The 20,999-nt window shown below is 68.0% G+C and carries 16 protein-coding genes; 14 read left to right on the top strand and 2 right to left on the bottom strand.

Translation table 11 applies throughout. From position 1 onward, the window contains the following. Positions 1-84 precede the first annotated feature (84 nt). From HNP73_RS01775 to HNP73_RS01750, 6 genes are all read left to right on the top strand, one after another. Complete coding sequence (locus HNP73_RS01775) at positions 85-918, top strand: ABC transporter permease (protein ID WP_184146530.1); 834 nt, start codon at positions 85-87, stop codon at positions 916-918. Beyond that, the gene (locus HNP73_RS01770; RefSeq protein ID WP_221288299.1) at positions 918-1,835 is read left to right on the top strand and encodes an ABC transporter permease; all 918 of its coding nucleotides are present in this window, start codon (positions 918-920) and stop codon (positions 1,833-1,835) included. The genes HNP73_RS01775 and HNP73_RS01770 overlap by 1 nt, the downstream gene beginning before the upstream one ends. A gap of 20 nt (positions 1,836-1,855) precedes the next feature. Beyond that, a complete protein-coding gene (locus HNP73_RS01765; RefSeq protein WP_184146526.1) occupies positions 1,856-3,478 on the top strand; it encodes an ABC transporter substrate-binding protein in 1,623 nt (540 codons plus the stop codon). Further along, positions 3,468-4,406, top strand: coding sequence for an acetamidase/formamidase family protein (locus HNP73_RS01760; protein WP_184146524.1), 939 nt, complete (start codon positions 3,468-3,470; stop codon positions 4,404-4,406). Before HNP73_RS01765 ends, HNP73_RS01760 begins: the two co-directional genes overlap by 11 nt. Further along, complete coding sequence (locus tag HNP73_RS01755) at positions 4,403-6,097, top strand: dipeptide ABC transporter ATP-binding protein (RefSeq protein ID WP_184146522.1); 1,695 nt, start codon at positions 4,403-4,405, stop codon at positions 6,095-6,097. The genes HNP73_RS01760 and HNP73_RS01755 overlap by 4 nt, the downstream gene beginning before the upstream one ends. 134 nt (positions 6,098-6,231) lie before the next feature. After that, entirely contained in the window at positions 6,232-7,590 is a 1,359-nt protein-coding gene (locus tag HNP73_RS01750; protein WP_184146520.1) for a M48 family metallopeptidase, read from the top strand. Between the two features lie 75 nt (positions 7,591-7,665). On the opposite strand, the gene HNP73_RS23865 is transcribed toward HNP73_RS01750, so the two are convergent. Continuing rightward, the gene (locus HNP73_RS23865) at positions 7,666-9,945 is read right to left on the bottom strand and encodes a calcium-binding protein (protein WP_184146518.1); all 2,280 of its coding nucleotides are present in this window, start codon (positions 9,943-9,945) and stop codon (positions 7,666-7,668) included. A 416-nt stretch (positions 9,946-10,361) separates the two neighbouring features. Here HNP73_RS23865 and HNP73_RS01740 point away from each other — a divergent pair, with 416 nt between their 5' ends. Then, positions 10,362-11,576 (top strand): multidrug effflux MFS transporter, encoded by a 1,215-nt coding sequence (locus tag HNP73_RS01740; RefSeq protein WP_246399459.1) that lies wholly within the window; start codon positions 10,362-10,364, stop codon positions 11,574-11,576. Positions 11,577-11,631: 55 nt separating this feature from the next. Here the strand turns inward: HNP73_RS01740 and pdxR are convergent, their stop codons facing one another. Next, positions 11,632-13,095 carry a MocR-like pyridoxine biosynthesis transcription factor PdxR gene (gene pdxR, locus HNP73_RS01735; RefSeq protein WP_184146516.1) on the bottom strand — a complete coding sequence of 488 codons (1,464 nt, stop codon included), beginning with the start codon at positions 13,093-13,095 and terminating at the stop codon, positions 11,632-11,634. A 181-nt stretch (positions 13,096-13,276) separates the two neighbouring features. Between pdxR and tauA the strand changes: the two genes are divergently transcribed. The 7 genes from tauA to HNP73_RS01700 all read left to right on the top strand — a co-directional run bounded on the left by tauA (position 13,277) and on the right by HNP73_RS01700 (position 20,999). Next, positions 13,277-14,293: a taurine ABC transporter substrate-binding protein gene (tauA, locus tag HNP73_RS01730; protein ID WP_184146514.1), complete on the top strand. Its 1,017-nt coding sequence runs from the start codon at positions 13,277-13,279 to the stop codon at positions 14,291-14,293. Positions 14,294-14,307: 14 nt separating this feature from the next. After that, positions 14,308-15,114 carry a taurine ABC transporter ATP-binding protein gene (locus tag HNP73_RS01725; RefSeq protein ID WP_184146512.1) on the top strand — a complete coding sequence of 269 codons (807 nt, stop codon included), beginning with the start codon at positions 14,308-14,310 and terminating at the stop codon, positions 15,112-15,114. Beyond that, positions 15,107-15,973 (top strand): ABC transporter permease subunit, encoded by an 867-nt coding sequence (locus tag HNP73_RS01720; protein WP_184146510.1) that lies wholly within the window; start codon positions 15,107-15,109, stop codon positions 15,971-15,973. Before HNP73_RS01725 ends, HNP73_RS01720 begins: the two co-directional genes overlap by 8 nt. 118 nt (positions 15,974-16,091) lie before the next feature. After that, positions 16,092-16,475 (top strand): nuclear transport factor 2 family protein, encoded by a 384-nt coding sequence (locus tag HNP73_RS01715; protein WP_184146508.1) that lies wholly within the window; start codon positions 16,092-16,094, stop codon positions 16,473-16,475. Between the two features lie 26 nt (positions 16,476-16,501). Further along, positions 16,502-17,899 carry an NAD(P)/FAD-dependent oxidoreductase gene (locus HNP73_RS01710; protein WP_184146506.1) on the top strand — a complete coding sequence of 466 codons (1,398 nt, stop codon included), beginning with the start codon at positions 16,502-16,504 and terminating at the stop codon, positions 17,897-17,899. 24 nt (positions 17,900-17,923) lie between these two features. Further along, the gene (gene xsc / locus HNP73_RS01705; RefSeq protein WP_184146504.1) at positions 17,924-19,702 is read left to right on the top strand and encodes a sulfoacetaldehyde acetyltransferase; all 1,779 of its coding nucleotides are present in this window, start codon (positions 17,924-17,926) and stop codon (positions 19,700-19,702) included. Between the two features lie 244 nt (positions 19,703-19,946). Beyond that, positions 19,947-20,999 carry a YeiH family protein gene (locus HNP73_RS01700; protein WP_184146502.1) on the top strand — a complete coding sequence of 351 codons (1,053 nt, stop codon included), beginning with the start codon at positions 19,947-19,949 and terminating at the stop codon, positions 20,997-20,999.

Raw genomic sequence — 20,999 nt, 5'->3', positions numbered from 1 at the left:
CGCCATCACAGTGTCCAGTGAACGCATCGGGGAGGCAGGTGACAGGTGTTGGCGGGTGCTCGTTCCCGAAGCTCTCTCGCGCGCATGGTGCGGGGCCGCCCCGCCGTGCTGCTCGGCCTTCTCGTGATCCTCGCGGCGGTTCTCGCCGCCGTCCTCGCGCCGGTGCTCGCGCCGTATGATCCCAATGCGCAGATGTTCGACGGGCTGACCCTTGAGGGCGCGCCGCTGCCGCCGGGCGGTGCCTACCTGCTCGGGACCGACCTTCTCGGCAGGGATCTGCTCTCGCGCCTGCTCTACGGCGCGCGGACGTCGCTCATCATCGGCATCGTCGCGAACGGCATCGCGGTCCTGATCGGGGCGGTCGTCGGGATCACCGCCGGCTATTTCCGCGGCTGGATCGGAACCGCGCTCATGGGCTTCACCGACCTCATGATGGCCTTCCCCGCGCTGCTGCTGGCGATCGTGCTCGCGGCGATATTCCATCCGAGCCTCTGGATCGTGGCGCTGGTCATCGCGATGGTGAACTGGGTGCAGGTGGCGCGGGTGCTCTACACCCAGACCTCGGCCCTGTCGGAGCGTGAATTCGTCGTCTCCGTGCGTGCGCTTGGCGCCTCGGACGGGCGCATCCTCTGGCACCACATCCTGCCGCATGTCGTCCCCACGATCATCGTCTGGGCGACCCTCGGCATCTCGACAACGGTGCTGCTCGAGGCGACGCTGTCCTTCCTCGGCATCGGGGTACAGCCGCCGACAGCCTCGTGGGGCAACATCATCTTCGAGAACCAGACCTACTTCCAGTCGGCGCCGTGGCTCGTGTTCTTTCCCGGCATCTGCATCGTGCTGCTGGCGCTCTCCTTCAATCTGGTGGGCGACGGGCTGCGCGACCTGCTCGACCCGATGCAGAAGGGGCGCGGGTGATGGTCTACGTCGCGCGGCGCCTCGGGGCGGCGGTGCTGATCCTCTTCGGCATCAGTGTCGTGACGTTCCTTCTGCTCTACCTGCTGCCAGCCGACCCGGCGCGGCAGATCGCCGGGCGCAGCGCCTCGGCGCAGACGGTCGAGAACATCCGCGCGCAGCTCGGGCTCGACCAGCCGCTGCTCGTCCAGTACGGCCGCTATGCCTCCGGACTGCTGCGGGGCGATCTCGGGCGCTCGTACCTCCAGCGCGCCGAGGTCTCCGAACTCATCGCCTCGCGCTTGCCCGCAAGCCTCATCCTGATGGCGGCGGGCATCGTGGCGGAGCTCGTCATCGGGCTCGGCATGGGGATTGCCGCCGCCGTCCGGCGCGGGCGGCCGACCGATCAGGCGCTGATGGTGACCGCGTTCGTCTTCGTCTCGGCGCCGCAGTTCGTCGTCGGGATCCTGCTGCTCTACGTCTTCGCGGTCCAGCTCGGCTGGTTCCCGATCGGCGGCTACGGCACGATCTGGCATGCGGTGCTGCCGGCGCTCACGCTCGGGCTGATCGGCGCGGGCTGGTACGGGCGGATCATGCGGTCGTCGCTCATCGACGTGCTGGCGCAGGATTTCGTGCGCACGGCGCGCGCCAAGGGTCTGGCGCGGAGCCGGGTGCTGTTTCGCCATGCCCTGCCGAACGCGATCCTGCCGATCATCGCCATGGTCGGCATCGACATCGGCATCTTCATGAGCGGCATCGTCGTGGTGGAGAGCGTCTTCGGCTGGCCCGGGGTCGGGCAGTTGACGTGGCAGGCGATCCAGCGGGTCGACATCCCGATCATCATGGGCGTGACGCTGGTCTCCGCCGGCTTCATCGTGCTCGGCAACCTGCTCGCCGATCTGGTGGCGCCGCTCATCGACCCGCGGATAAAGTTGCGCTGACAACAACAGGGAGAACAACAATGCGAAAAACGCTCGCTGCCCTCGCCGCCGGTGTGGGGCTTCTGGCGCTCGCCTCGGCGGCGGCGGCCCAGACGGATGTGAAGCAAGGCGGCGAGATGATCGTCACCTACAAGGACGACGTCTCGACCCTTGATCCGGCGATCGGCTACGACTGGCAGAACTGGTCGATGATCAAGAGCCTGTTCGACGGCCTGATGGACTATGAGCCCGGCACGACCACGCTCACGCCCGACCTCGCCGAGAGCTTCGGGATCTCGCCCGACGGCACGGTCTTTACCTTCAAGCTCCGGCCGGGCGTGAAGTTTCACAACGGCCGCGAACTGGTGGCCGAGGATGTGAAGTACTCGATCGAGCGGGTGGTGAGACCCGAGACCCAGTCGCCGGGGGCGGGCTTCTTCTCGACGATCAAGGGCTTCGATGAGCTTCAGTCCGGCGCGGCGGCGGAGCTCTCCGGGATCCGGGTCATCGACCCGCTCACCGTGGAGTTCACCCTGTCGCAGCCCGACGCCACCTTCCTGCACAAGATGGCGCTGAACTTCAGCCATGTGGTGCCGAAGGAAGCGGTCGAGGAATTCGGCCCCGATTTCGGCCGCCACCCGGTCGGCACCGGCGCGTTCCGGCTCGCCGAATGGACGCTCGGCCAGCGCGTGGTCTTCGAGCGCAACCCCGACCACTGGAAGGCGGGCGTGCCAAAGCTCGACACGATCAGCTTCGAGATCGGTCAGGAGCCGAACGTCGCCCTGCTGCGGCTCCAGCGCGGCGAGGTCGATGTTCTCGGCGACGGCATCCCGCCGGCGCAGTTCCTCCAGGTGAAGGCCAACCCGGGTGACGCGCGGATCGTCGAGGGTGGCCAACTCCAGACCGGTTACGTGACCATGAACGTTACCATGCCGCCGTTCGATGATGTCCGCGTGCGGCAGGCGGTCAACATGGCGATCAACAAGGACCGCATCGTCCAGATCATCAACGGCCGGGCGGTGCCGGCGAACCAGCCGCTGCCGCCGTCGATGCCGGGCTATGCGAAGGACTACGAGGGCTATCCCTTCGATCCCGAGGGGGCGAAGAAGCTGCTGGCCGAGGCCGGTCACGCCGATGGCTTCGAGACCGAGCTCTTCGTCTACAACACCGACCCGAACCCGCGGATTGCGCAGGCGATCCAGCAGGACCTCTCGGAGATCGGCATCAAGGCGAACATCCAGTCGCTGGCGCAGGCGAACGTGATCGCGGCCGGCGGCGAGAAGCAGGGCGCGCCGATGATCTGGTCGGGCGGCATGGGCTGGATCGCGGACTTCCCCGATCCGTCGAACTTCTACGGGCCGATCCTCGGCTGTGGCGGCGCGGTGGCGGGCGGCTGGAACTGGTCCTGGTACTGCAACGAGGACATCGAGAAGCGCGCCGTCGCGGCCGACGCGATGGTCGATCCCGCGAAGCAGGCGGAGCGCGAGGCGGCGTGGAGCAGCATCTTCGTCGACATCATGAAGGACGCGCCCTGGGCGCCGATCTTCAACGAGCAGCGGTTCACGATGCACTCGCCCCGGATCGGCGGCGAGGATGCGCTTTTCGTCGATCCGGTGCATATTCCCATCGCTTATGACCATGTGTGGGCCACCGATGTGCAATAACAACCACCACACCATTCACGCCCGGCACAAGCACTACGGCTGGGACAACTCCATTGCGCCGGTCGAGACGATCGCGCCCGGCACGACGCTGCGCTTCGAGTGCAACGACGCGGCGAACGGCCACTTCTCTCCGGGAAGCATCGCCGCCGACGTGGCGACGCTCGACTTCAGTACGGTGAATCCGGTCACCGGCCCGATCTTCGTGGACGGAGCCGAGCCCGGCGACGCGCTGAAGATCACCATCGGTGACTTCGAGCCCTCGGGCGTGGGCTGGACCGCGAACATCCCGGGCTTCGGGCTGCTGGCCGACCAGTTCAGCGAGCCGGCCCTGCACATGTGGACCTATGACGCCGCGACCCCTGCGCTCTACGGGCCGGGAGCGAGGGTGCCGCTGAAGCCCTTTACCGGCACGATCGGCCTCGCGCCGGCGGAGCCCGGCCTGCACTCCGTGGTGCCGCCTCGCCGCGTCGGGGGCAACCTCGACGTGCGCGACCTGGCGAAGGGCAGCGTCCTCTGGCTGCCGGTCGAGGTGGCGGGCGGGCTCTTCTCGGTCGGCGACACCCACGCGGCGCAAGGCGACGGAGAGGTCTGCGGCACGGCGATCGAGAGCGCGATGGCGGTGACGCTGACCTTCGAGCTCGAGAAGGCGGCGAACCTGAAGTTCCCGCGCTTCCAGACGCCGGGCCCGGTGACGCGCCACAATGATTCCGCCGGTTACGACGTCACGACCGGGATCGGGCCGGATCTCATGTCCGGCGCGCGGGATGCGCTGTCGGGCATGATCGACCTGCTGTCGGCGCGCGAGGGGATGAGCCCGGTCGATGCTTACATGCTCTGCTCGGTGGCGGGCGACCTGCGCATCTCGTGCATCGTCGACGTCCCGAACTGGGTGGTGTCGTTCTACATGCCCCGGGCCATCTTCGCGTGAGCGAGGCGCTGTTGTCGGTGGAAGGCCTCGCCGTGGAGATCCGCGGCGAGGAGGGTGTGCGGCGCGTGGTGGAGGATCTCTCCTTCAGCGTCGCGCCGGGCGAGACGCTGACGATTGCCGGCGAAAGCGGGTCGGGGAAGTCGCTGACCGCGCTGACGCTCATGGGTCTCCTGCCCGGAGCCAACGTGCGGGTGGCGGCCGGGCGGGCGCTCTGGCGCGGGACCGATCTCATGACGCTGCCCGAGCACGCGATGCGGCGCCTGCGCGGCGGCGAGATCGCGATGATCTTTCAGGAGCCGATGACCTCGCTGAACCCGGTGATGCGCATCGGAAGCCAGCTCGAGGAGGCGATCCGCGCCCACGACCCCGACGCCCATCCCGGCCAGCGGGCGCTCGAACTGCTGGGCGAGGTGCGGATCCCCGAGCCCGCGCGACGCCTCCGGCAGTACCCGCACGAACTTTCCGGCGGGCAGCGGCAACGGGTGATGATCGCCATGGCGCTCGCCGGGCGGCCGAAGCTCCTCATCGCCGACGAGCCGACCACGGCGCTCGACGTGACGGTGCAGGCGCAGATCCTTGCGCTGCTGCGCGACCTGCAGGCGCGGACCGGCGTCGCGATCATCCTCATCACCCACGACATGGGTGTCGTCGCCGAGATGGCGACGCGGGTGCTGGTGCTCCGCCACGGACGAAAGGTCGAGGAGGCCCCGGTGCGGCAGCTCTTCGCAGCGCCTGCGGCCGACTACACCCGCGAGCTCCTCGCCGCAGTGCCGCGCCTCGGGACGGCCGGGGATGAGGTCGGGCAGCAGCCGGGGCAGGGTGATCCCGTCTGCGAGGTGAAGGACCTGACCGTCGCCTACACCGTGCGCGGCGGGCTCTTCCGGCGGGAGCGGGTGAGCGCGGTCAACGGCCTCAGCTTCAGCGTCGGGGCGGGCGAGACGCTGGCGCTCGTCGGCGAATCCGGCTGTGGCAAGTCGACGACCGGGCGGGCGCTGCTGAACCTCGTGCCGTGGGAGGGCGAGGTGCGGGTGATGGGCCGGCCGACGCGGGGGCTGAGCGGCGCCGCGATGCGTCCGGTGCTGCGCGAGGTCCAGATGGTGTTTCAGGACCCTTACGCTTCGCTCGATCCGCGCATGACCGTGGGGGAACTCGTCGGCGAGCCGCTGGCGATCCACCGGATCGCCGACGGCTCGGAGCGGCACGACCGGGTTGCCGCGCTCTTCACCCGGGTCGGCCTTGCCCCGGAGCACATGCGGCGCCACCCGCACGAATTCTCCGGCGGGCAGCGGCAGCGGATCTGCATCGCGAGGGCGCTGGCGCTGGAGCCCCGGCTGATCGTGGCGGACGAAAGCGTCTCGGCGCTCGATGTCTCGGTGAAGGCGCATATCCTTGCCTTGCTGGCCGAGCTTCAGGAGACGCTCGGCCTCGCGTACCTCTTCATCTCGCACGACCTCGCGGTGGTCGAGCAGATCAGCCGCCGCGTCGCGGTGATGGTCGGGGGCCGGATCGTCGAGATCGGCATGCGCGGGGACGTCTTCGGCAACCCGAGCCATCCCTATACCCGCCGCCTGCTCGCCGCCGCCCCGGTGCCGGACCCGGACGCGCCAAGGCCGCCGATCCCCGACGCCGGCCCGCTCGATCTCACCCTGCCGCTGCGACAGGTTGGCAACGGTCATCTGGCAGCGGTCTGACGCCGCGTGCGGTGCAGGGCGACAAGAAGCGGGCTTCGGATGCCGCGCGCCGCCATGGAATAAGGCAGTTGTCAGACTTCTTGATGGAATCAAAGGAACTCGTAATGCTCGTCTGAAAGAATCGGGGTGCGGCGATGCGAACATCTATTAAGTACGTCGTGATTTCTGCTCTTGGGTTTCTTTCTGCCTGTGGCACCGCCTACCAGATGCCTGCTTTGGCAGAGGCCGAGCTGGTAAGAGCCAACAGCGTCATCGCGCGCGAAAGCGCCGCGCCCGTGCAGCCAGTCGGGATTTTTGAAGCCGTTGATCGTTTCGACCGGGTGGCGCAGCGCATCGAGCCCTATGCGGAGGCGGCGTGCCGCCGGGAGACGCCTGAGCGGGACTGCGATCTGGCGATCCGTGTTGATCTCGATCCGCGCTCTCCCGCCAATGCTTTCCAGACAGTGAACTCTGACGGCCCGCTCATCATCGTCACCGGTGCTCTGCTTCAGGGCACGAAGAATGACGACGAGGTCGCGTTCGTCATGGGGCACGAGGCCGGGCATCACATCGCGCGACACCTTGAGAAACATGAGCAGCAACAGCTCGCCGGCGCACTCATCCTTGGGGCCGCCGCCGCCTACGCCGGTGCAGGCACTTACCAGACCCAGTACCAGGCGCGGCAAAACATCGAGAACGCCATGAACATCGGCGCCGCATTCGGCGGGATGGCATACAGCCAGACCTACGAGCTGGAAGCCGACATGCTCGGCGCCTACATCGCCGAGGCCGCCGGATATGATGCCGAGAAGGGGTCGCTTCTTTTCGCGCGCCGCGAGGGTGGCAATACCGGCGGTGCGAACGGTGCCATGTCGCTCTGGTCCACCCATCCCCGGTCGCCGGAGCGCGTGGCGACGGTGCGGTACGCCGTGGCCGATGCGCGCGCCAAGAAGGCGTCGGGCCAGACGCTCAGACCGGAGTGGAAGGGGGAGGGCGCTACGCAGCTAGCGGCGGCCGCAGTTGCTCCGACGCCCGTGCCGGCTGCGGCAGCGCCTGCAGCAGCCACGTCGGTTGCCGCGCTTCCCACAGCCGTGAGCGCCGCGCCACCGGCTGCCCCGGTCGCGGCGGAGGCGGTGCCGACCCAGACGTCGCAACTCCCGGGACACCGGGTCGCGGGATATGGCTGCCCGGGTTTCGCGCCGCAGACCCTCTACTCGGAGTCGCAGCAAAAGCTCCCGGCCGGATGTCAGCTCGTGGTGCCGGTCCCGGGGGCGGAGGCGCGTGCGACGAGCAAGACTCCGGTGGCAGCAAGCATTCCCGCCGCCGCGCCATTGGTCGGATCGGCCGACGTGGCCGCCGTCGCCGGTGCGCTTCCCCCACTCCCGACACAGACCACTAGGTTGCCGGGCCACCGGCTCGCGGGGCATGGCTGCCCGGGCTACGCGCCGCGCGTGCTCTACGCCGAGGCCCCGAACAAGCTTCCCGCCGGCTGCGAACGGGTTCAGCCCCTCTAGGGTCGCGGCTCGGGGCAAATCGTTTCGTCCGACCCGGGCATCTGGAGTCCGGGTCGGACGCATCGGCGGGCGCTCTCAGATCACCAGGAAATCCGCGCTGGTGAGCGTCAGCGCGCCGGTCAGTGCGGCAAACGCCACCGCTCCGCCCGCACCATTGCCATCCGCATCGTAGGACACCACGCCGGTGGTCTTGTTGTAGACGATGAAGTCGTCGGCGTCCTGCGCGGTGCCGGAGGCGTTGGCGGCGAAGTTGCCGGATGCGAGGGCTCCGGTCGTGGTCAGCGCTGTCATGATCGCGTTGTCGATCTCGATCGTGTCATCGGCCGCCTTGAAGCCGGTGAGCGTATCGGTGGTGCCGAGCGCCGTATTGAAGCGGAAGATGTCCTGACCGGCGCCACCGATCAGGATGTCCGCCCCGAGGCCGCCGTTGAGGAAGTCGTTGCCGGCGCCGCCGTTCAGCACATCGGCGCCATCGCCGCCGTCCAGCGTGTCGTTGCCGAGGCCGCCGCTCAGCGAGTCGTCGCCGCCATTGCCGACGAGGACATTCGCGCCGGAGTTGCCGTTCAGCGCATTCGCGAAGTCATTGCCGGTGCCGTTGATGTCCGCGCTTCCCTGCAGGGTCAGATGCTCCACCTGAGCGGACTCCAGCGAGAAAGTGATGGTGGAGGACACCCTGTCGATGCCCTGCCCGGCGCTTTCCACCACCTGATCCCCGACGTTGTCGACGACGTAGCGGTCGTTGCCCGCGCCGCCTGTCATCGTGTCGGCCCCGCCCCGGCCGTCCAGAAGGTTCGCGCCCGTGTTGCCGGTGATGGCATTGTCGAGGGCGTTGCCCGCTCCGCGGATGGCGCCCGTGCCGGTCAGGACCAGATCCTCGATCCCGCCGATGGCCTGATCGGGGTTCGTGAAGTCGAAACTGATGCGGGACTGCACGGTGTCATGACCGCCATTGCCGGTTTCCGGCTCCACCACCTTGTCGCCGATCGTGTCGACGACGTAGGTATCGTCCCCCTCGCGCCCGATCATCTGATCGGCGCCCCCGCGGCCGTCCAGGACGTTGCTGCCGTTGGTGCCGGTCAGGACATTGGCGAGGGCGTTGCCGTAACCATTGCTGTCCCAGCCGCCGGCGATGCCGTTGTATAGGGTGAGGTTCTCGAAATCGCCCTGTAGCCGTGCCGAGCGCCTGAGATCGAAAGTCCCGGCGGAGAAGATGGTATCGATGCCGCCGCTGTCGATCAGCTTGTCGGTCAGGTCGGCCGTATACTCGTCATTTCCCACCCCGCCGTTCATCAGGTCGGTGCCGTCATTCGTGCCGTCGCCGCCGCCGAGTTCGTCGTCGCCGAGGCCGCCCTTCAGCGTGTCGGCGTGTTCCGATCCGGCCAGCGTGTCCGCGTTGGCGGTGCCGGAGACGTTGACGGCGGATGTCGCGTTGGCGGCGTAGACCCAGACCCGTTCGTTCGCGAGCGCGAGCTTGCTCGAGAAGTCGATCGTCCCGCCCGAGCCCTGCAGGCGGAACATGATCTGGCCAGTGTCGTCCCCGCCGGTGATCTGCGCGAAGGAGTTGAGCTGCCCCACCGTGGCGAAAGTCACGCTCCAGGAGTTGATGACCAGCTTCTCGACGTTGGTAAAGCTGAGGTCGCCGAGATCGCCGGGGCCGCGATAGGGCGACCACGGATAGAGCTGGAAAGCCTGCGCGATGACGGTGTCCGTGCCGGCGCCGCCGTCGATCGTGCCGTTCTGGCGGCGCACCTCGAACGTATCCGCGCCGCCGCCGCCGTAAAGCTGATCCGTGCCACCGCTCAGCGTGTCCTGATAGACCCCGACGAAGCGGTCGTCGCCGCCGTTGCCATAAACCACGTCGTTGTAGCGGGTGTTGGTGAAGGAGTCCGCCTGGTCCGTGCCGGTCACGGTATGGCCGGAGGTCAGCGTCGAGGCGCTGATCCTGATGCCCGTCGTCCCGGTGACCATGCCCGCGAAATTGATCGTGCCACCCGCACCGGTCAGGTAGATGTTCCCGCCCGGCACCAGGGTCAGCGAGGAGAAGGCGGTGAGCTGGCCAAGTTGCAGCGCCACCTCCGAGCTCTCCACGAAAAGCTGCTCGACGTTCGAGAAGGCGATGTTGCCGAAGGAATCGCCGCTCAGGTACACGCGGTCGAAATCGGCGCCACCGTCGATCGTCCCGCCATCGCCATAGCGCGAGGCGAGAAAGAAATCATCATTGCCAGCACCACCCGACAGCACGTCGATCCCGCCGGACTCGCCGGGCGTTCCATCGCTCGAGATGCCATCGAAAGAATCCGTGCCCGGCGTTCCGGCAAAATTGTCGTTGCCGGTGGTGAGAACATAATTTGCCACTGTTCGCGCTCCCGAAGGGTAATCGTATTACGATTAACATTGTGGAAAACGTACGAGAAGGCGAATCCATCATACGATAAATTCTTCCTCAGGTGGCGAATGTGTGTGGGAGACTTCTCAACCAGAGCGATAAATCTGACAGTCCTGCGACGCGCCGAACGACAGGCCCGCGCAAGAACGAGCACGCTCCCGCATTCCCTGGCGCGCCGGGCCACGCGCGAGCCTCGCTGATTCGAGCAGGAACACGGTCGCCGGTGGTGGCTCCGGCGAGACTGCCGCAAATCGAGGCAACCGATGCGTCCGGCCCCGGTGGGCGGCCGGGCGGGACGACGAGCGCAATTGCCACTCCCGCAAGGCCACCGTACACGGCCCTGACGCTCAGGGCGGCAATGCTGCGAGGAGAGCGAGAGGGTTCAATGGCTTCTGCGGTTCTTCCCGTGATGAGTGACCGGCGCGTGGCGCTGCTCGGCGGGCTTCTCGCCAGCATCGGGCCGGTCTCCATGGCGCTCTACACACCGGCAATGACCGAGATCGTGCAGGCCTTCGCCACCACCGAAGCGCGGGTCAAGCTGACGCTCGCGCTCTATTTCGGCGGGTTCGCCTGCGCGCAGCTGGTGGCCGGGCCATTGTCGGATGCCATCGGCCGCCGGCCCGTGACGTTCGGCTTCATGGGCATCTACGCCATCGCGAGCCTCGTTGCCCTGTTCGCCCCGAACGTCGAAATCCTGATGGCCGCCCGCTTCGCGCAGGGGATCGGCGCGGCGGCGGGGATCACGATCGCCCGGGCGCTGGTGCGCGATCTCTTCACCGGCGAGAAGTCGGCGCGGGTGATGAACATCATCAACATCATCCTCGCGCTCGGGCCGGCTATGGCGCCGACGATCGGGGGATTGCTGCTGGTTCTGGCGGGGTGGCGGTCGGTCTTCGTGGCCATGGCGCTGCTCGGGATCGCGGTCATCAGTCTGGCCGGGGCCTTCATGCGCGAGACTGTGGTCCCCGAAATGCGCCGCCTGCAGCCGGGGGCGCTGGTGAGAACCTACGGCATGGTGCTCGGCGACGCGCGCTTCCGGGCGGCGGCGACGGTCGTTGCCGGGGCGCTCGGGGCGATCTACGCCCAGTCGACTTTCCTGCCCTTCATCCTCATGGGTCAGGTCGGACTGACCCCGGCCGAGTTCGGGGCGGGCATGCTGTTCCAGTCCGGGGCCTTCATCGGCGGGTCGCTCATGGTGGCGCGGATCATGCGGCGCCGGGGCGCCGAGGCCGCGGTGGGGCCGGGCCTCGTGCTTGTGGCCCTGGGAAGTCTTGGCAGTGCTCTTCTGCACGTCTGGGAGCCGACTTTCCTGCGGGTGATGATACCGGTCGCGATCTTCGCCGTCGGTATCTCCTTCGTGCTGCCGGCGATGACCACGGCGGCGCTGGCACCGTTTCCGTCCAGCGCGGGAGCCGCCTCGGCCATGCTCGGCTTCCTGCAGATGGGCTCAGGCCTGCTGGTGGGCCTCCTCGGCGCCTGGCTCGGCAATGCCGTCTGGTCAATGGGAACGCTGATCCCGGCCATGGGCGGCGTGTCCTGCCTCGGATTTCTTCTCGGGAAGCGACTGCAGCGGCAAGGCGACACGGGGCGCCCGAGCTGACGCCTTGCACGAGGCACGGACGATCGGGTAGGGGGCCCGCGTCCCCGCACGGGTCTCAGCTTCCGGCGGTGAGCCGCTCGGCCACACGGGAGATGCCGTCGGCGATGCGATCGCGCGGGATCGACGAAAAGGCCATGCGGAAGAAGCGGCAGGGGCCACCGCTCGCCGCGAAGAACGGTGCGCCTGACTCGATCAGCACACCGTCATCACGCAGCTGGTCGGCGAGGTGGTCGGCGTCGAGCCCTTCGCCGCCGTCGATCCAGAAGCAGGTCCCGCCGAAGTTCGCCTGCCCGGCGATCTGGAATCCCCCGGCGGCGAGTGCCGACGCCATCACCTCATAGCGTTCGGCATACTCCTCCCGCATCCGCCGGATCAGCGCATCGTAGTGGCCGAGCGCGAGGAAGGTCGCCGCCGTCCGCTGCAACTGCCCCGGCGGATGGCGCAGAAGGAGCGCCCTCAGCGCCCGCGCCTCGCGGATGAACTCGGGCGGCCCCACGAGATAGCCGAGCCTGAGGCCGGGGAAGAGCGACTTCGAGAAGCTGCCGACATAGAGCACCCGCCCCGACCCGTCGAGCGAGCGCAGCGCCGGCGCCGGTGGCTCGAGATAACTCATCTCGAACTCGTAGTCGTCCTCGACAATCACGAAGTCGCGCTCGGCCGCGAGCTCGAGCAACCGGCGCCGGCGTTCCACCGGCATCCGCACCGCGGTGGGCGAATGATGGCTCGGCGTCACGAAGACCGCGTCGAGGTTCTCCGGCAGCCGCTCGGGCGGGAGCCCGTCCTCATCGACCTCGACCGTCGTCACATGGGCGCCGGAGAGCACGGCGGACGCATAGATGTCAGGATGCCCGGGCTCCTCGCAGACCGCGTGCCGGCCGGGGCCGAGCAGCAGCTGGGCGGCGATCCAGATCGCGTTCTGCGCCCCGAGCGTGACGAGGATCTCGTCCGAGCGCGCCTCGATGCCGCGCCGGGGGAGCGACCGCGCGAGGACGTACTGCACGAGCTCGGGGTCGTCCGCGGCCGCGTAGTCGCCGGCGGTGACGCTGAAGTCCGCGCGTGACAGCGCCCGCCGGGTGCAGTCGCGCCATGCCGTGAGATCGAAGAGCGACGTGTCGGTCTGGCCGTAGAGGAACGGGTAGGGGTAGCCCCGCCAGTCGAGGGGCTTGCGGATGCGCTTGGCGATCGAGAAGCTGCGCAGGCGGCCTTCCCATCCGATGCCGCTCGTATCCCCGCGCGCCGCCGCGCGCAGCCGGGCCACCGGCGCCCTCTCGGAGATCCGGTAGCCGCGGCGCTCGGTTGCCTCGAGATAGCCCTGCGACACCAGCTCCTGATAGGCGAGCGAGACGGTCAGCCGCGATATCCCGAGGTAGTCCGCGAGCTGGCGGGTCGAGGGCAGCCGGGCACCCGCGAGGATGCGCCCGCCGAGCACGCCCGCGACGACGGACTCGCGCACCTGTGCCTGGAGCCCGCGGTCCCGGCTGCGGTCGATGTGGAAGATTCCCTCCGATACCCCCTGCATCGCATCCCCTCGCCTCTGGCCATATACGATTCTCTAACTGGATATAATGATGCGCGCTCCAAGCGCGTATCAAGCTGCAAGACAAGCGACCAGCAAGCGACCTACCGCTGCAACAACAAGATCGGCGCCACGCAGCCGGCCGGAGCGACAGCTTCTGAGAACTTAATGGGAGACCGAAACCGTGAAGCGTATTCTCGGGGCCTATGCCCTTGCCCTTTCGACCGTCGCCATCCTGCCTGCCGTTGCGCAGGCCGAGGAGGTTGTCGTCGGTTACCAGCAGATTGTCGGCCCGTTCCTGTCGGCCATCGCCGACGGCCGCTTCGACTCCGCGCTGAAGGACGCGGGCTACGAGCTCGAATGGCGCCAGTTCACTTCCGGCGGCGACATCTCGACGGCACTCGCCTCGGGTGACGTGCCGGTCGGCGTGATCGGCTCTACTGGCATCGCCGCCGCCACCACGCGCGGCGTCGACCTCCAGCTCTTCTGGATCCTCGACGACATCGGCCACTCCGAGCAGCTCGTCGCCCGTGAGGGTTCGGGCGTCGAGAAGCCGGCCGACCTCGTCGGCAAGACGGTGGGCGTGCCGTTCGTCTCGACCTCGCACTTCCACCTGCTCGTCGGCCTCGAAAAGGTCTGGGGGATCGACCCGTCCGAGGTGAACATCCTCAACATGCAGCCGCCGCAGATCGTTGCCGCCTGGCAGCGCGGCGACATCGACGCGGCCTATGTCTGGCCGCCGGCACTTTCCGAGATCCTGAAGTCCGGCAAGGCGATCTCCGACTCCGCCGAGATCGGCGCGGCCAGCGTGCCGACCTTCGATGGTCTCGTCGTCGAAAAGAGCTTCGCCGAGGACAACCCTGCGTTCATGGCCGCCTTCACCAAGGTGCTGGCCGAGGCCTACAAGGACTATGCAGACACCGGCGCGAGCTGGACCGCGGAGAGCCCGCAGGTGACCGGCATCGTGAAGATGATCGGCGGCACGCCCGAGGACGCGCTCGGTGCGCTGAAGCTCCTCGGCTATCCGGTCGCGTCGGAGCAGGCGTCGGAAAAGTGGCTCGGCGGCGGTGCGAACGGCGGCGCGGCGAAGGCGATCGCCACGAGCGCGGCCTTCCTCGAGGGCCAGGGCCAGCTCGATACGCTTCTCGACGACTACGCGCCGGTGGTGAACGCCGCCCCGGTCACGCAGCTCGGCAACTGAGGAGGGCCCAGGCAATGCTGGAAGTCCGCAACGTTGGCCTGACCTACCCCGCGATCAACAGCCACGGCCCCGTCGTGGCACTGAAGGGGGTGAATCTGACGATCAAGCAGGGCGACTTCGTCGTCGCCCTCGGCGCCTCTGGCTGCGGCAAGACCACGCTGCTCAGCCTCATGGCGGGCTTCATGTCCCCATCCGAGGGCGAGCTCAATCTCGGCGGCCACCGCATCGACGGGCCGGGCGCCGATCGTGGCGTCGTCTTCCAGAAGCACGCGCTGCTGCCCTGGCTCTCGGTGATGGAGAACACCGAGTTCGGTCTCAAGCTGCGGGGCGTGTCCAGGTCGGAGCGTCGGGAGAAGGCTGCGAAGAACCTCGCGCTCGTCGGGCTGCAGGATTTTCACAACCACATGATCTACCAGCTTTCCGGCGGCATGCAGCAGCGTGTCGGCATCGCCCGGGCACTCACCTGCGACCCCGAGATGCTGCTCATGGACGAGCCGATGGCCGCGCTCGACGCGCTGACCCGCGAGACGATTCAGGAGCTGCTGCTGAAGATCTGGTCGGTCTCCGACAAGATGTTCTTCTTCATCACCCACTCGGTGGAGGAGGCGCTGTTCCTCGGCTCGCGGCTGATCGTCATGTCGCCGCGGCCGGGACGGATCACCCACACCTACGACCTCGATTTCAACCGCCGCTTCCTCGAGTCGGGCGACTCCCGCGCCATCAAGTCGAGCCCGGACTTCATCAAGATGCGCGAGACGATCCTCGGCATCATCTACGGCGACGAGCGCGCCGGCCAGAAGGAGGAATTCGTCCATGTCTGACCAGACTGTCGCCCTGCGACCGCCCGCGCGCCCGCGGCGATCGGGCCTCTTCGCCCAGAAACCCGCCCAGCCGGGTGCGCTCTACGGCCTCCCCGGCGGCCCCTCCGCCACCATCAGCCTGGTTACCGGGGCAGTGCTGATCGGCCTCTGGTTCCTCGTGACCCAGGCCGGTCTCGTCAAGCCGCTGTTCCTGCCCTCGCCGATCGCGGTCTGGAACAAGTTCCTCATCGCGCTCACCAAGGGCGTCGCGGGCTCCACCCTCGCCGAGCACACCGGCGCCAGCCTGTTCCGCGTGCTCTCCGCCTTCTTTCTCGCGACGGTGACGGCGATCCCCATCGGCATCATGATGGGCATGAGCCGCTGGGCCCGCGGCATCTTCGATCCGGTGATCGAGTTCTACCGGCCGCTGCCGCCGCTTGCCTACCTGCCGCTCGTCATCATCTGGCTCGGCATCGGTGAAGTCTCGAAGGTCTTCCTGATCTTCCTCGCGATCTTCGCGCCGATGGCGATCGCCGCCCGTGCCGGTGTCCGTTCGGTCGCCACCGAGCAGATGCATGCCGCCTACGCCATGGGCGCCTCCCGGACCCAGGTCCTCACCCACGTGGTGACCAAGGCGGCGCTGCCCGAGATCTTCACCGGAATGCGGATCGGCATCGGCGTCGGCTGGACCACCCTCGTCGCCGCCGAAATGGTGGCCGCGACCAAGGGCCTCGGCTTCATGGTGCTGAACGCCGCCCAGTTCCTCGACAGCGCCACCGTCATCATGGGGATCATGGTCATCGGCGCCTTCGCCTTCGCCTTCGATCTGCTCATCCGCTACGCCGAGCGCCGCCTGATCCCCTGGAAGGGCCGCGTGTGATCGCCTGATCGCATCGCCTGATCCGACCGCCTGATCCGACCTTCTTCCCCCACGCCTGCCCGGCTGGACCCCACAGGGTCCGGCACCGGAGCCGGCTTGCCTGAAAGGACCTTGTCCAATGCCCCGTATCACCACCCCCAACGACCTCGCGGACCTCTTCGACGCCTTCAACCGCCACGACGTCGCCGCGATCATGGCCTTCTTCGACGAGAACTGCGTCTTCGACACCGTGGCCGGTCCCGAGGTCCACGGCACCCGCATCGAGGGTAGCGACGCGATCGCGAAGGCCTTCGAAGGTGTCTGGACCGCGATGCCTGATGCCCGCTGGGACCACCGCGACCACCTCGTGCAGGGCGACCGCGCGGTTTCCGAGTGGACCTTCTCCGGCACCGCGGCCGACGGCAGCCGCATCGAGGCCCAGGGAGCTGATCTCTTCCGCCTCAAGGACGGGCAGATCGTCCACAAGCAAGCGCTCCGCAAGCAGCGTCCGCCCCTCGCCTGAGCAACGCCCATCCGGGATCCGCTGTCATGCAAAAGCACCTTGTCCCTCAGAACTCCTTCGTCCCCCAGAGCCCCTACGACCCGCGTTACGATCCGGTTACGGACGGCGGCCCGGGCAGAGGGCGCGACTACTGCCCGACCTACTGGATCGGCACCGCCGGGACTCCACCGGCAGATGATGGTCCGGTGACGGCCGACATGGACGTGGACGTCGCGATCATCGGCTCGGGTTACACCGGCCTCTCGACCGCGATCCACCTCGCCCGCGACCACGGCATCAAGGCGACCGTGCTCGAAGCCAACGGCGTCGCCTGGGGCTGCTCGACCCGCAACGGCGGTCAGGCCCAGATCTCTGCGGGTCGCCTGACGCGCGGCCAGTGGATCAAGCGCTGGGGCATCGACGTCGCCCGGAAGATGCACGGCGAGATGATCGAGGCGTTCGACCTCTTCCGGTCGCTGATCGCCGACATCGACTGCGAGCCGCAGGCCGACGGCCACCTCTACATCGCGCATCGGGCAAAGATGATGCCGAAGCTCGAGAAGCAGTCGCAGCTGCTCAACGAAGCCTTCGGCTACCCGACGCGGATCATCGGCCGCTCCGAACTGCACGCCGACTACCTGAAGGATGAAGAGGCCGGGGGCGCGATGTACGAGCCCGATGGCATCGGCATCCACGCCGGCAAGCTCGCCTTCGGCTATCTCGACCTGGCCCGCAGTCTCGGCGCCAAGGTGCACACCGCAAGCCCGGTCTCCGGCTGGGAGACCCGTGACGGCGTGCACCATCTGAAGACCCCCGGCGGCACGGTTCGGGCCCGTTCGGTCGGGATCGCCACCGCCGGCTACACCGCGCCCGGGATGGCGAAGCTCACGAGCCATCGCCTGATGCCGATCCTGTCGAACTCGGTCGCCACCCGGCCGCTCACGGAGGCCGAGCGCCAGGCCTGCGGCTTCCGGACCCGGATGATCCTGACGGACACCCGGACCCTGCGCCACTACTACCGACTGCTGCCGGACAACCGGTTGCAGATCGGCAGCCGCAGCGCGGTCACCGGCGCCGATGCCGAGAACCCGAAGCACCTCGAGCTGCTGCTCGCGGGCATGCACCGCAAGTTCCCGGCGCTCAAGGGCGTGCCGCTCGACTACTCGTGGTGGGGCTGGGTCGATGTCAGCCACGACATGATGCCGCGGATCTCCCGGCCGGTCCGGGGACAGACGATCCACTACGCCATGGGCTACGGCGGCAACGGCGTCATGTACTCCGCCCAGGCCGGCCGCCGCATGGCCCAACTGATCGCCGGCAAGCCGGTCCCCGACTTGCCGATCTTCACCGGTGAACTGCCCCACCACGGGATCCTGACGCCGTTCCGCCGGCTCGGCCAGCGCGCGATGTACCGCTGGTACCAACTCCGCGACGAGACCCTCTGACTTCTAAAAGGAAAGGAAGCCGCCATGAAAATGACGACCGAGGAAGCCTTCATCAAAGTCCTGCAGATGCACGGGATCGAGCACGCCTTCGGGATCATCGGCTCGGCCATGATGCCGATCTCCGATCTCTTCCCCGCCGCGGGCATCACCTTCTGGGACTGCGCGCACGAGTGCACCGCCGGCATGATCGCTGACGGCTACACCCGCTCGACCGGCAAGATGTCGATGGCGATCGCCCAGAACGGCCCGGGCATCACCAACTTCGTCACGCCGATCAAGACCGCCTACTGGAACCACACGCCGATGCTGCTGGTGACGCCGCAGGCCGCCAACAAGTCGATCGGGCAGGGCGGCTTCCAGGAAATGGAGCAGATGGCGCTGTTCAAGGACTGCGTCGCCTATCAGGAGGAGGTCCGCGACCCGTCGCGCATGGCCGAAGTGCTGAACCGGGTGATCGAGAATGCGTGGCGCCGTTCGGCTCCCGCGCAGATCAACATCCCCCGCGACTTCTGGACCCAGGTCATCGACATCGAGCTGCCGCAGATCATCCGGCTCGAGCGGCCGGCCGGCGGCGAGGAAGCTGTCGCCCAGGCGGCGAAGCTGCTGCGCTCGGCGAAGTTCCCGGTCATCCTGAACGGTGCCGGCGTGGTGCTGTCCGGGGCGATCGAGGCGAGCGCACGGCTTGCCGAGGCGCTCGATGCTCCGGTCGCCTGCAACTACCAGCACAACGACGCCTTCCCGGGCAGCCACCCGCTCGCGGTCGGGCCGCTCGGCTACAACGGCTCGAAGGCGGCGATGGAGCTGATCGCCCAGGCCGACGTCGTGCTCGCGCTCGGCACCCGGCTGAACCCGTTCTCGACGCTGCCCGGCTACGGCATCGACTACTGGCCGAAGGGTGCGAAGATCATCCAGGTCGAGATCAACCCCGACCGCATTGGCCTGACCAAGAAGGTCGACGTGGCGATCCAGGGTGATGCGAAGAAGGTCGCCGAGCAGCTGCTCGCGGCACTTCCCGAGGGCGGCAGCGAGGCCGGCCGTGCCCGCCGCGATCTCGTCGCACAGACCAAGTCGCGCTGGGCGCAGGAACTGAGCTCGCTCACCCACGAGGAGGACACCGACGAGGGCGTGACGTGGAACGCCCGCGCCCGCAAGCGCGATCCCGAGCGCATGAGCCCGCGTCAGGTCTGGCGCGCGGTCATGGCGGCGATGCCGGAAGGGGCGATCATCTCGACCGACATCGGCAACAACTGCGCCATCGGCAACGCGTATCCGAGCTTCGAGCAGGGCCGCAAGTACCTCTCGCCCGGCCTCTTCGGACCGTGCGGCTACGGCCTGCCGGCGATCCTCGGGGCGAAGATCGGCTGCCCGGACATGCCGGTGATCGGCTTTGCCGGCGACGGTGCCTTCGGCATCTCGATGAACGAGATGACCGCCTGCGGCCGCAACGACTGGCCGCCGATCACCATGGTGATCTTCCGCAACTACCAGTGGGGCGCGGAAAAGCGGAACACGACGCTGTGGTTCGATGACAACTTCGTCGGCACCGAGCTCAACGTCGGCGTCAACTACGCCAAGGTCGCCGAAGGCTGCGGGCTGAAGGGCGTCCAGGCAACGACGATGGACGAGCTGACCGAGGCGCTGCGCACCGCGGTCAAGGAGCAGATGAACGACGGCGTGACCACGTTCATCGAGGTCGTGCTCAACCAGGAGCTCGGCGAGCCGTTCCGTCGCGACGCCATGAAGAAGCCGGTCTCCGTTGCCGGCATCCGCAAGGAAGACATGCGGCCCCAGCAGGTCGCCTGAGCCGCGAGCTTGGTGGGCGCAGAGCTGGCGCCCACCAAGGCCGGTCCCCAAGCGCCCCCGGGGACCGGCCATCCCGCGCCTCCGAGCCGGCCACCCCATCCCTGCCTGTCGCCCCCCGCGTATCGACCGACCGGAAACCTCGGTTGAGGGCTGGTCGCCGTGCCCGAATGTTCACGCGCAAGACCGATGGCACGGCCATGGCTCCGCGCGTGGGACCGCCCTTTCACTCCTGAGGACGCGCCCGATGACCCACACGACTCCGCTTCCGGACAGCCGCCTCCGCCGCCTCGCCGACCCGGTGCGCCGCCTCGCCCCCGGCGTCCTCGCCTGCCTGGTGATCTCGCTGGCGGCGCAGTTCCTCTCCGACCACTACGGCGCGCCGACGCTGCTGCTGGCGCTCCTGCTCGGCATCGCCTTCCAGTTCCTCTCCGAGGAGGGGGCGGCCGCACCCGGCATCGCCTTTACCAGCCGGACGGTTCTCCGGCTCGGCGTCGCCCTGCTCGGCGCCCGCATGAGTTTCGATCTCCTGCTCGGCATCGGCCTCGACACCATCGCCCTCTGCGTCCTCGCGGTCGCGGCGACGATCGGTTTTGCGCTCCTTGCCGCCCGCGTCCTTGGTCGCGGCTGGCGGATCGCGCTTCTCACCGGTGGTGCCGTCGCGATCTGCGGCGCTTCCGCCGCCATGGCGATCGCCGCCGTCCTGCCGCGCAACGAGCACTCCGAGCGCAATCTCATCTTCACCGTGATCTCGGTGATGCTGCTCTCGACGACGGCCATGGTCGCCTACCCGATCATCTGCTCGGTTCTCGGCTTCGACGACAAGGCGACCGGCATCTTCCTCGGCGCCACCATCCACGACGTTGCCCAGGTCGTCGGCGCCGGCTTCTCGGTCTCCGATACCGCCGGCGAGGCCGCGACGCTGGTGAAGCTCTTCCGCGTCACCCTGCTCGCGCCTGTCGTCCTCGTCTATTCGCTGTCGATCCGCCGATTCGTTCCCAACGAGAGCGGGGGCGAAGGCGGTGCCCGCCCGCCGCTCCTCCCGGGGTTCGTGATCGGCTTCATCGTCCTCGCCGTGGCGAACTCGGTCGGCATCGTTCCCGCACCGGCTGCCACCGTCATGATCGACGCCTCGCGCTGGGCCCTCGTCCTCGGCATCGCCGCCGTCGGCATGAAGACCTCGATGCGCTCGATCCGCGAAGTCGGCGTCACGGCGATTGCGCTCGTCATCGCTGAAACCCTGTTCCTCGCCGTCTTCATCCTCGGCGGCCTCGAACTCCTCGGCCACGGAGGCAATTGA

Source organism: Amaricoccus macauensis, from assembly GCF_014201905.1.
Lineage (GTDB): Bacteria > Pseudomonadota > Alphaproteobacteria > Rhodobacterales > Rhodobacteraceae > Amaricoccus > Amaricoccus macauensis.
This window is presented reverse-complemented; position numbering and strand designations above follow the sequence as displayed.

Coding starts and splice junctions, on each gene's coding strand:
- HNP73_RS01775 (WP_184146530.1), top strand. CDS start 85: ATGGTGCGGGGCCGCCCCGCCGTGCTGCTCGGCCTTCTCGTGATCCTC.
- HNP73_RS01770 (WP_221288299.1), top strand. CDS start 918: ATGGTCTACGTCGCGCGGCGCCTCGGGGCGGCGGTGCTGATCCTCTTC.
- HNP73_RS01765 (WP_184146526.1), top strand. CDS start 1,856: ATGCGAAAAACGCTCGCTGCCCTCGCCGCCGGTGTGGGGCTTCTGGCG.
- HNP73_RS01760 (WP_184146524.1), top strand. CDS start 3,468: ATGTGCAATAACAACCACCACACCATTCACGCCCGGCACAAGCACTAC.
- HNP73_RS01750 (WP_184146520.1), top strand. CDS start 6,232: ATGCGAACATCTATTAAGTACGTCGTGATTTCTGCTCTTGGGTTTCTT.
- HNP73_RS01740 (WP_246399459.1), top strand. CDS start 10,362: ATGGCTTCTGCGGTTCTTCCCGTGATGAGTGACCGGCGCGTGGCGCTG.
- pdxR (WP_184146516.1), bottom strand. CDS start 13,095: ATGCAGGGGGTATCGGAGGGAATCTTCCACATCGACCGCAGCCGGGAC.
- HNP73_RS01725 (WP_184146512.1), top strand. CDS start 14,308: ATGCTGGAAGTCCGCAACGTTGGCCTGACCTACCCCGCGATCAACAGC.
- HNP73_RS01720 (WP_184146510.1), top strand. CDS start 15,107: ATGTCTGACCAGACTGTCGCCCTGCGACCGCCCGCGCGCCCGCGGCGA.
- HNP73_RS01715 (WP_184146508.1), top strand. CDS start 16,092: ATGCCCCGTATCACCACCCCCAACGACCTCGCGGACCTCTTCGACGCC.
- HNP73_RS01710 (WP_184146506.1), top strand. CDS start 16,502: ATGCAAAAGCACCTTGTCCCTCAGAACTCCTTCGTCCCCCAGAGCCCC.
- xsc (WP_184146504.1), top strand. CDS start 17,924: ATGAAAATGACGACCGAGGAAGCCTTCATCAAAGTCCTGCAGATGCAC.
- HNP73_RS01700 (WP_184146502.1), top strand. CDS start 19,947: ATGACCCACACGACTCCGCTTCCGGACAGCCGCCTCCGCCGCCTCGCC.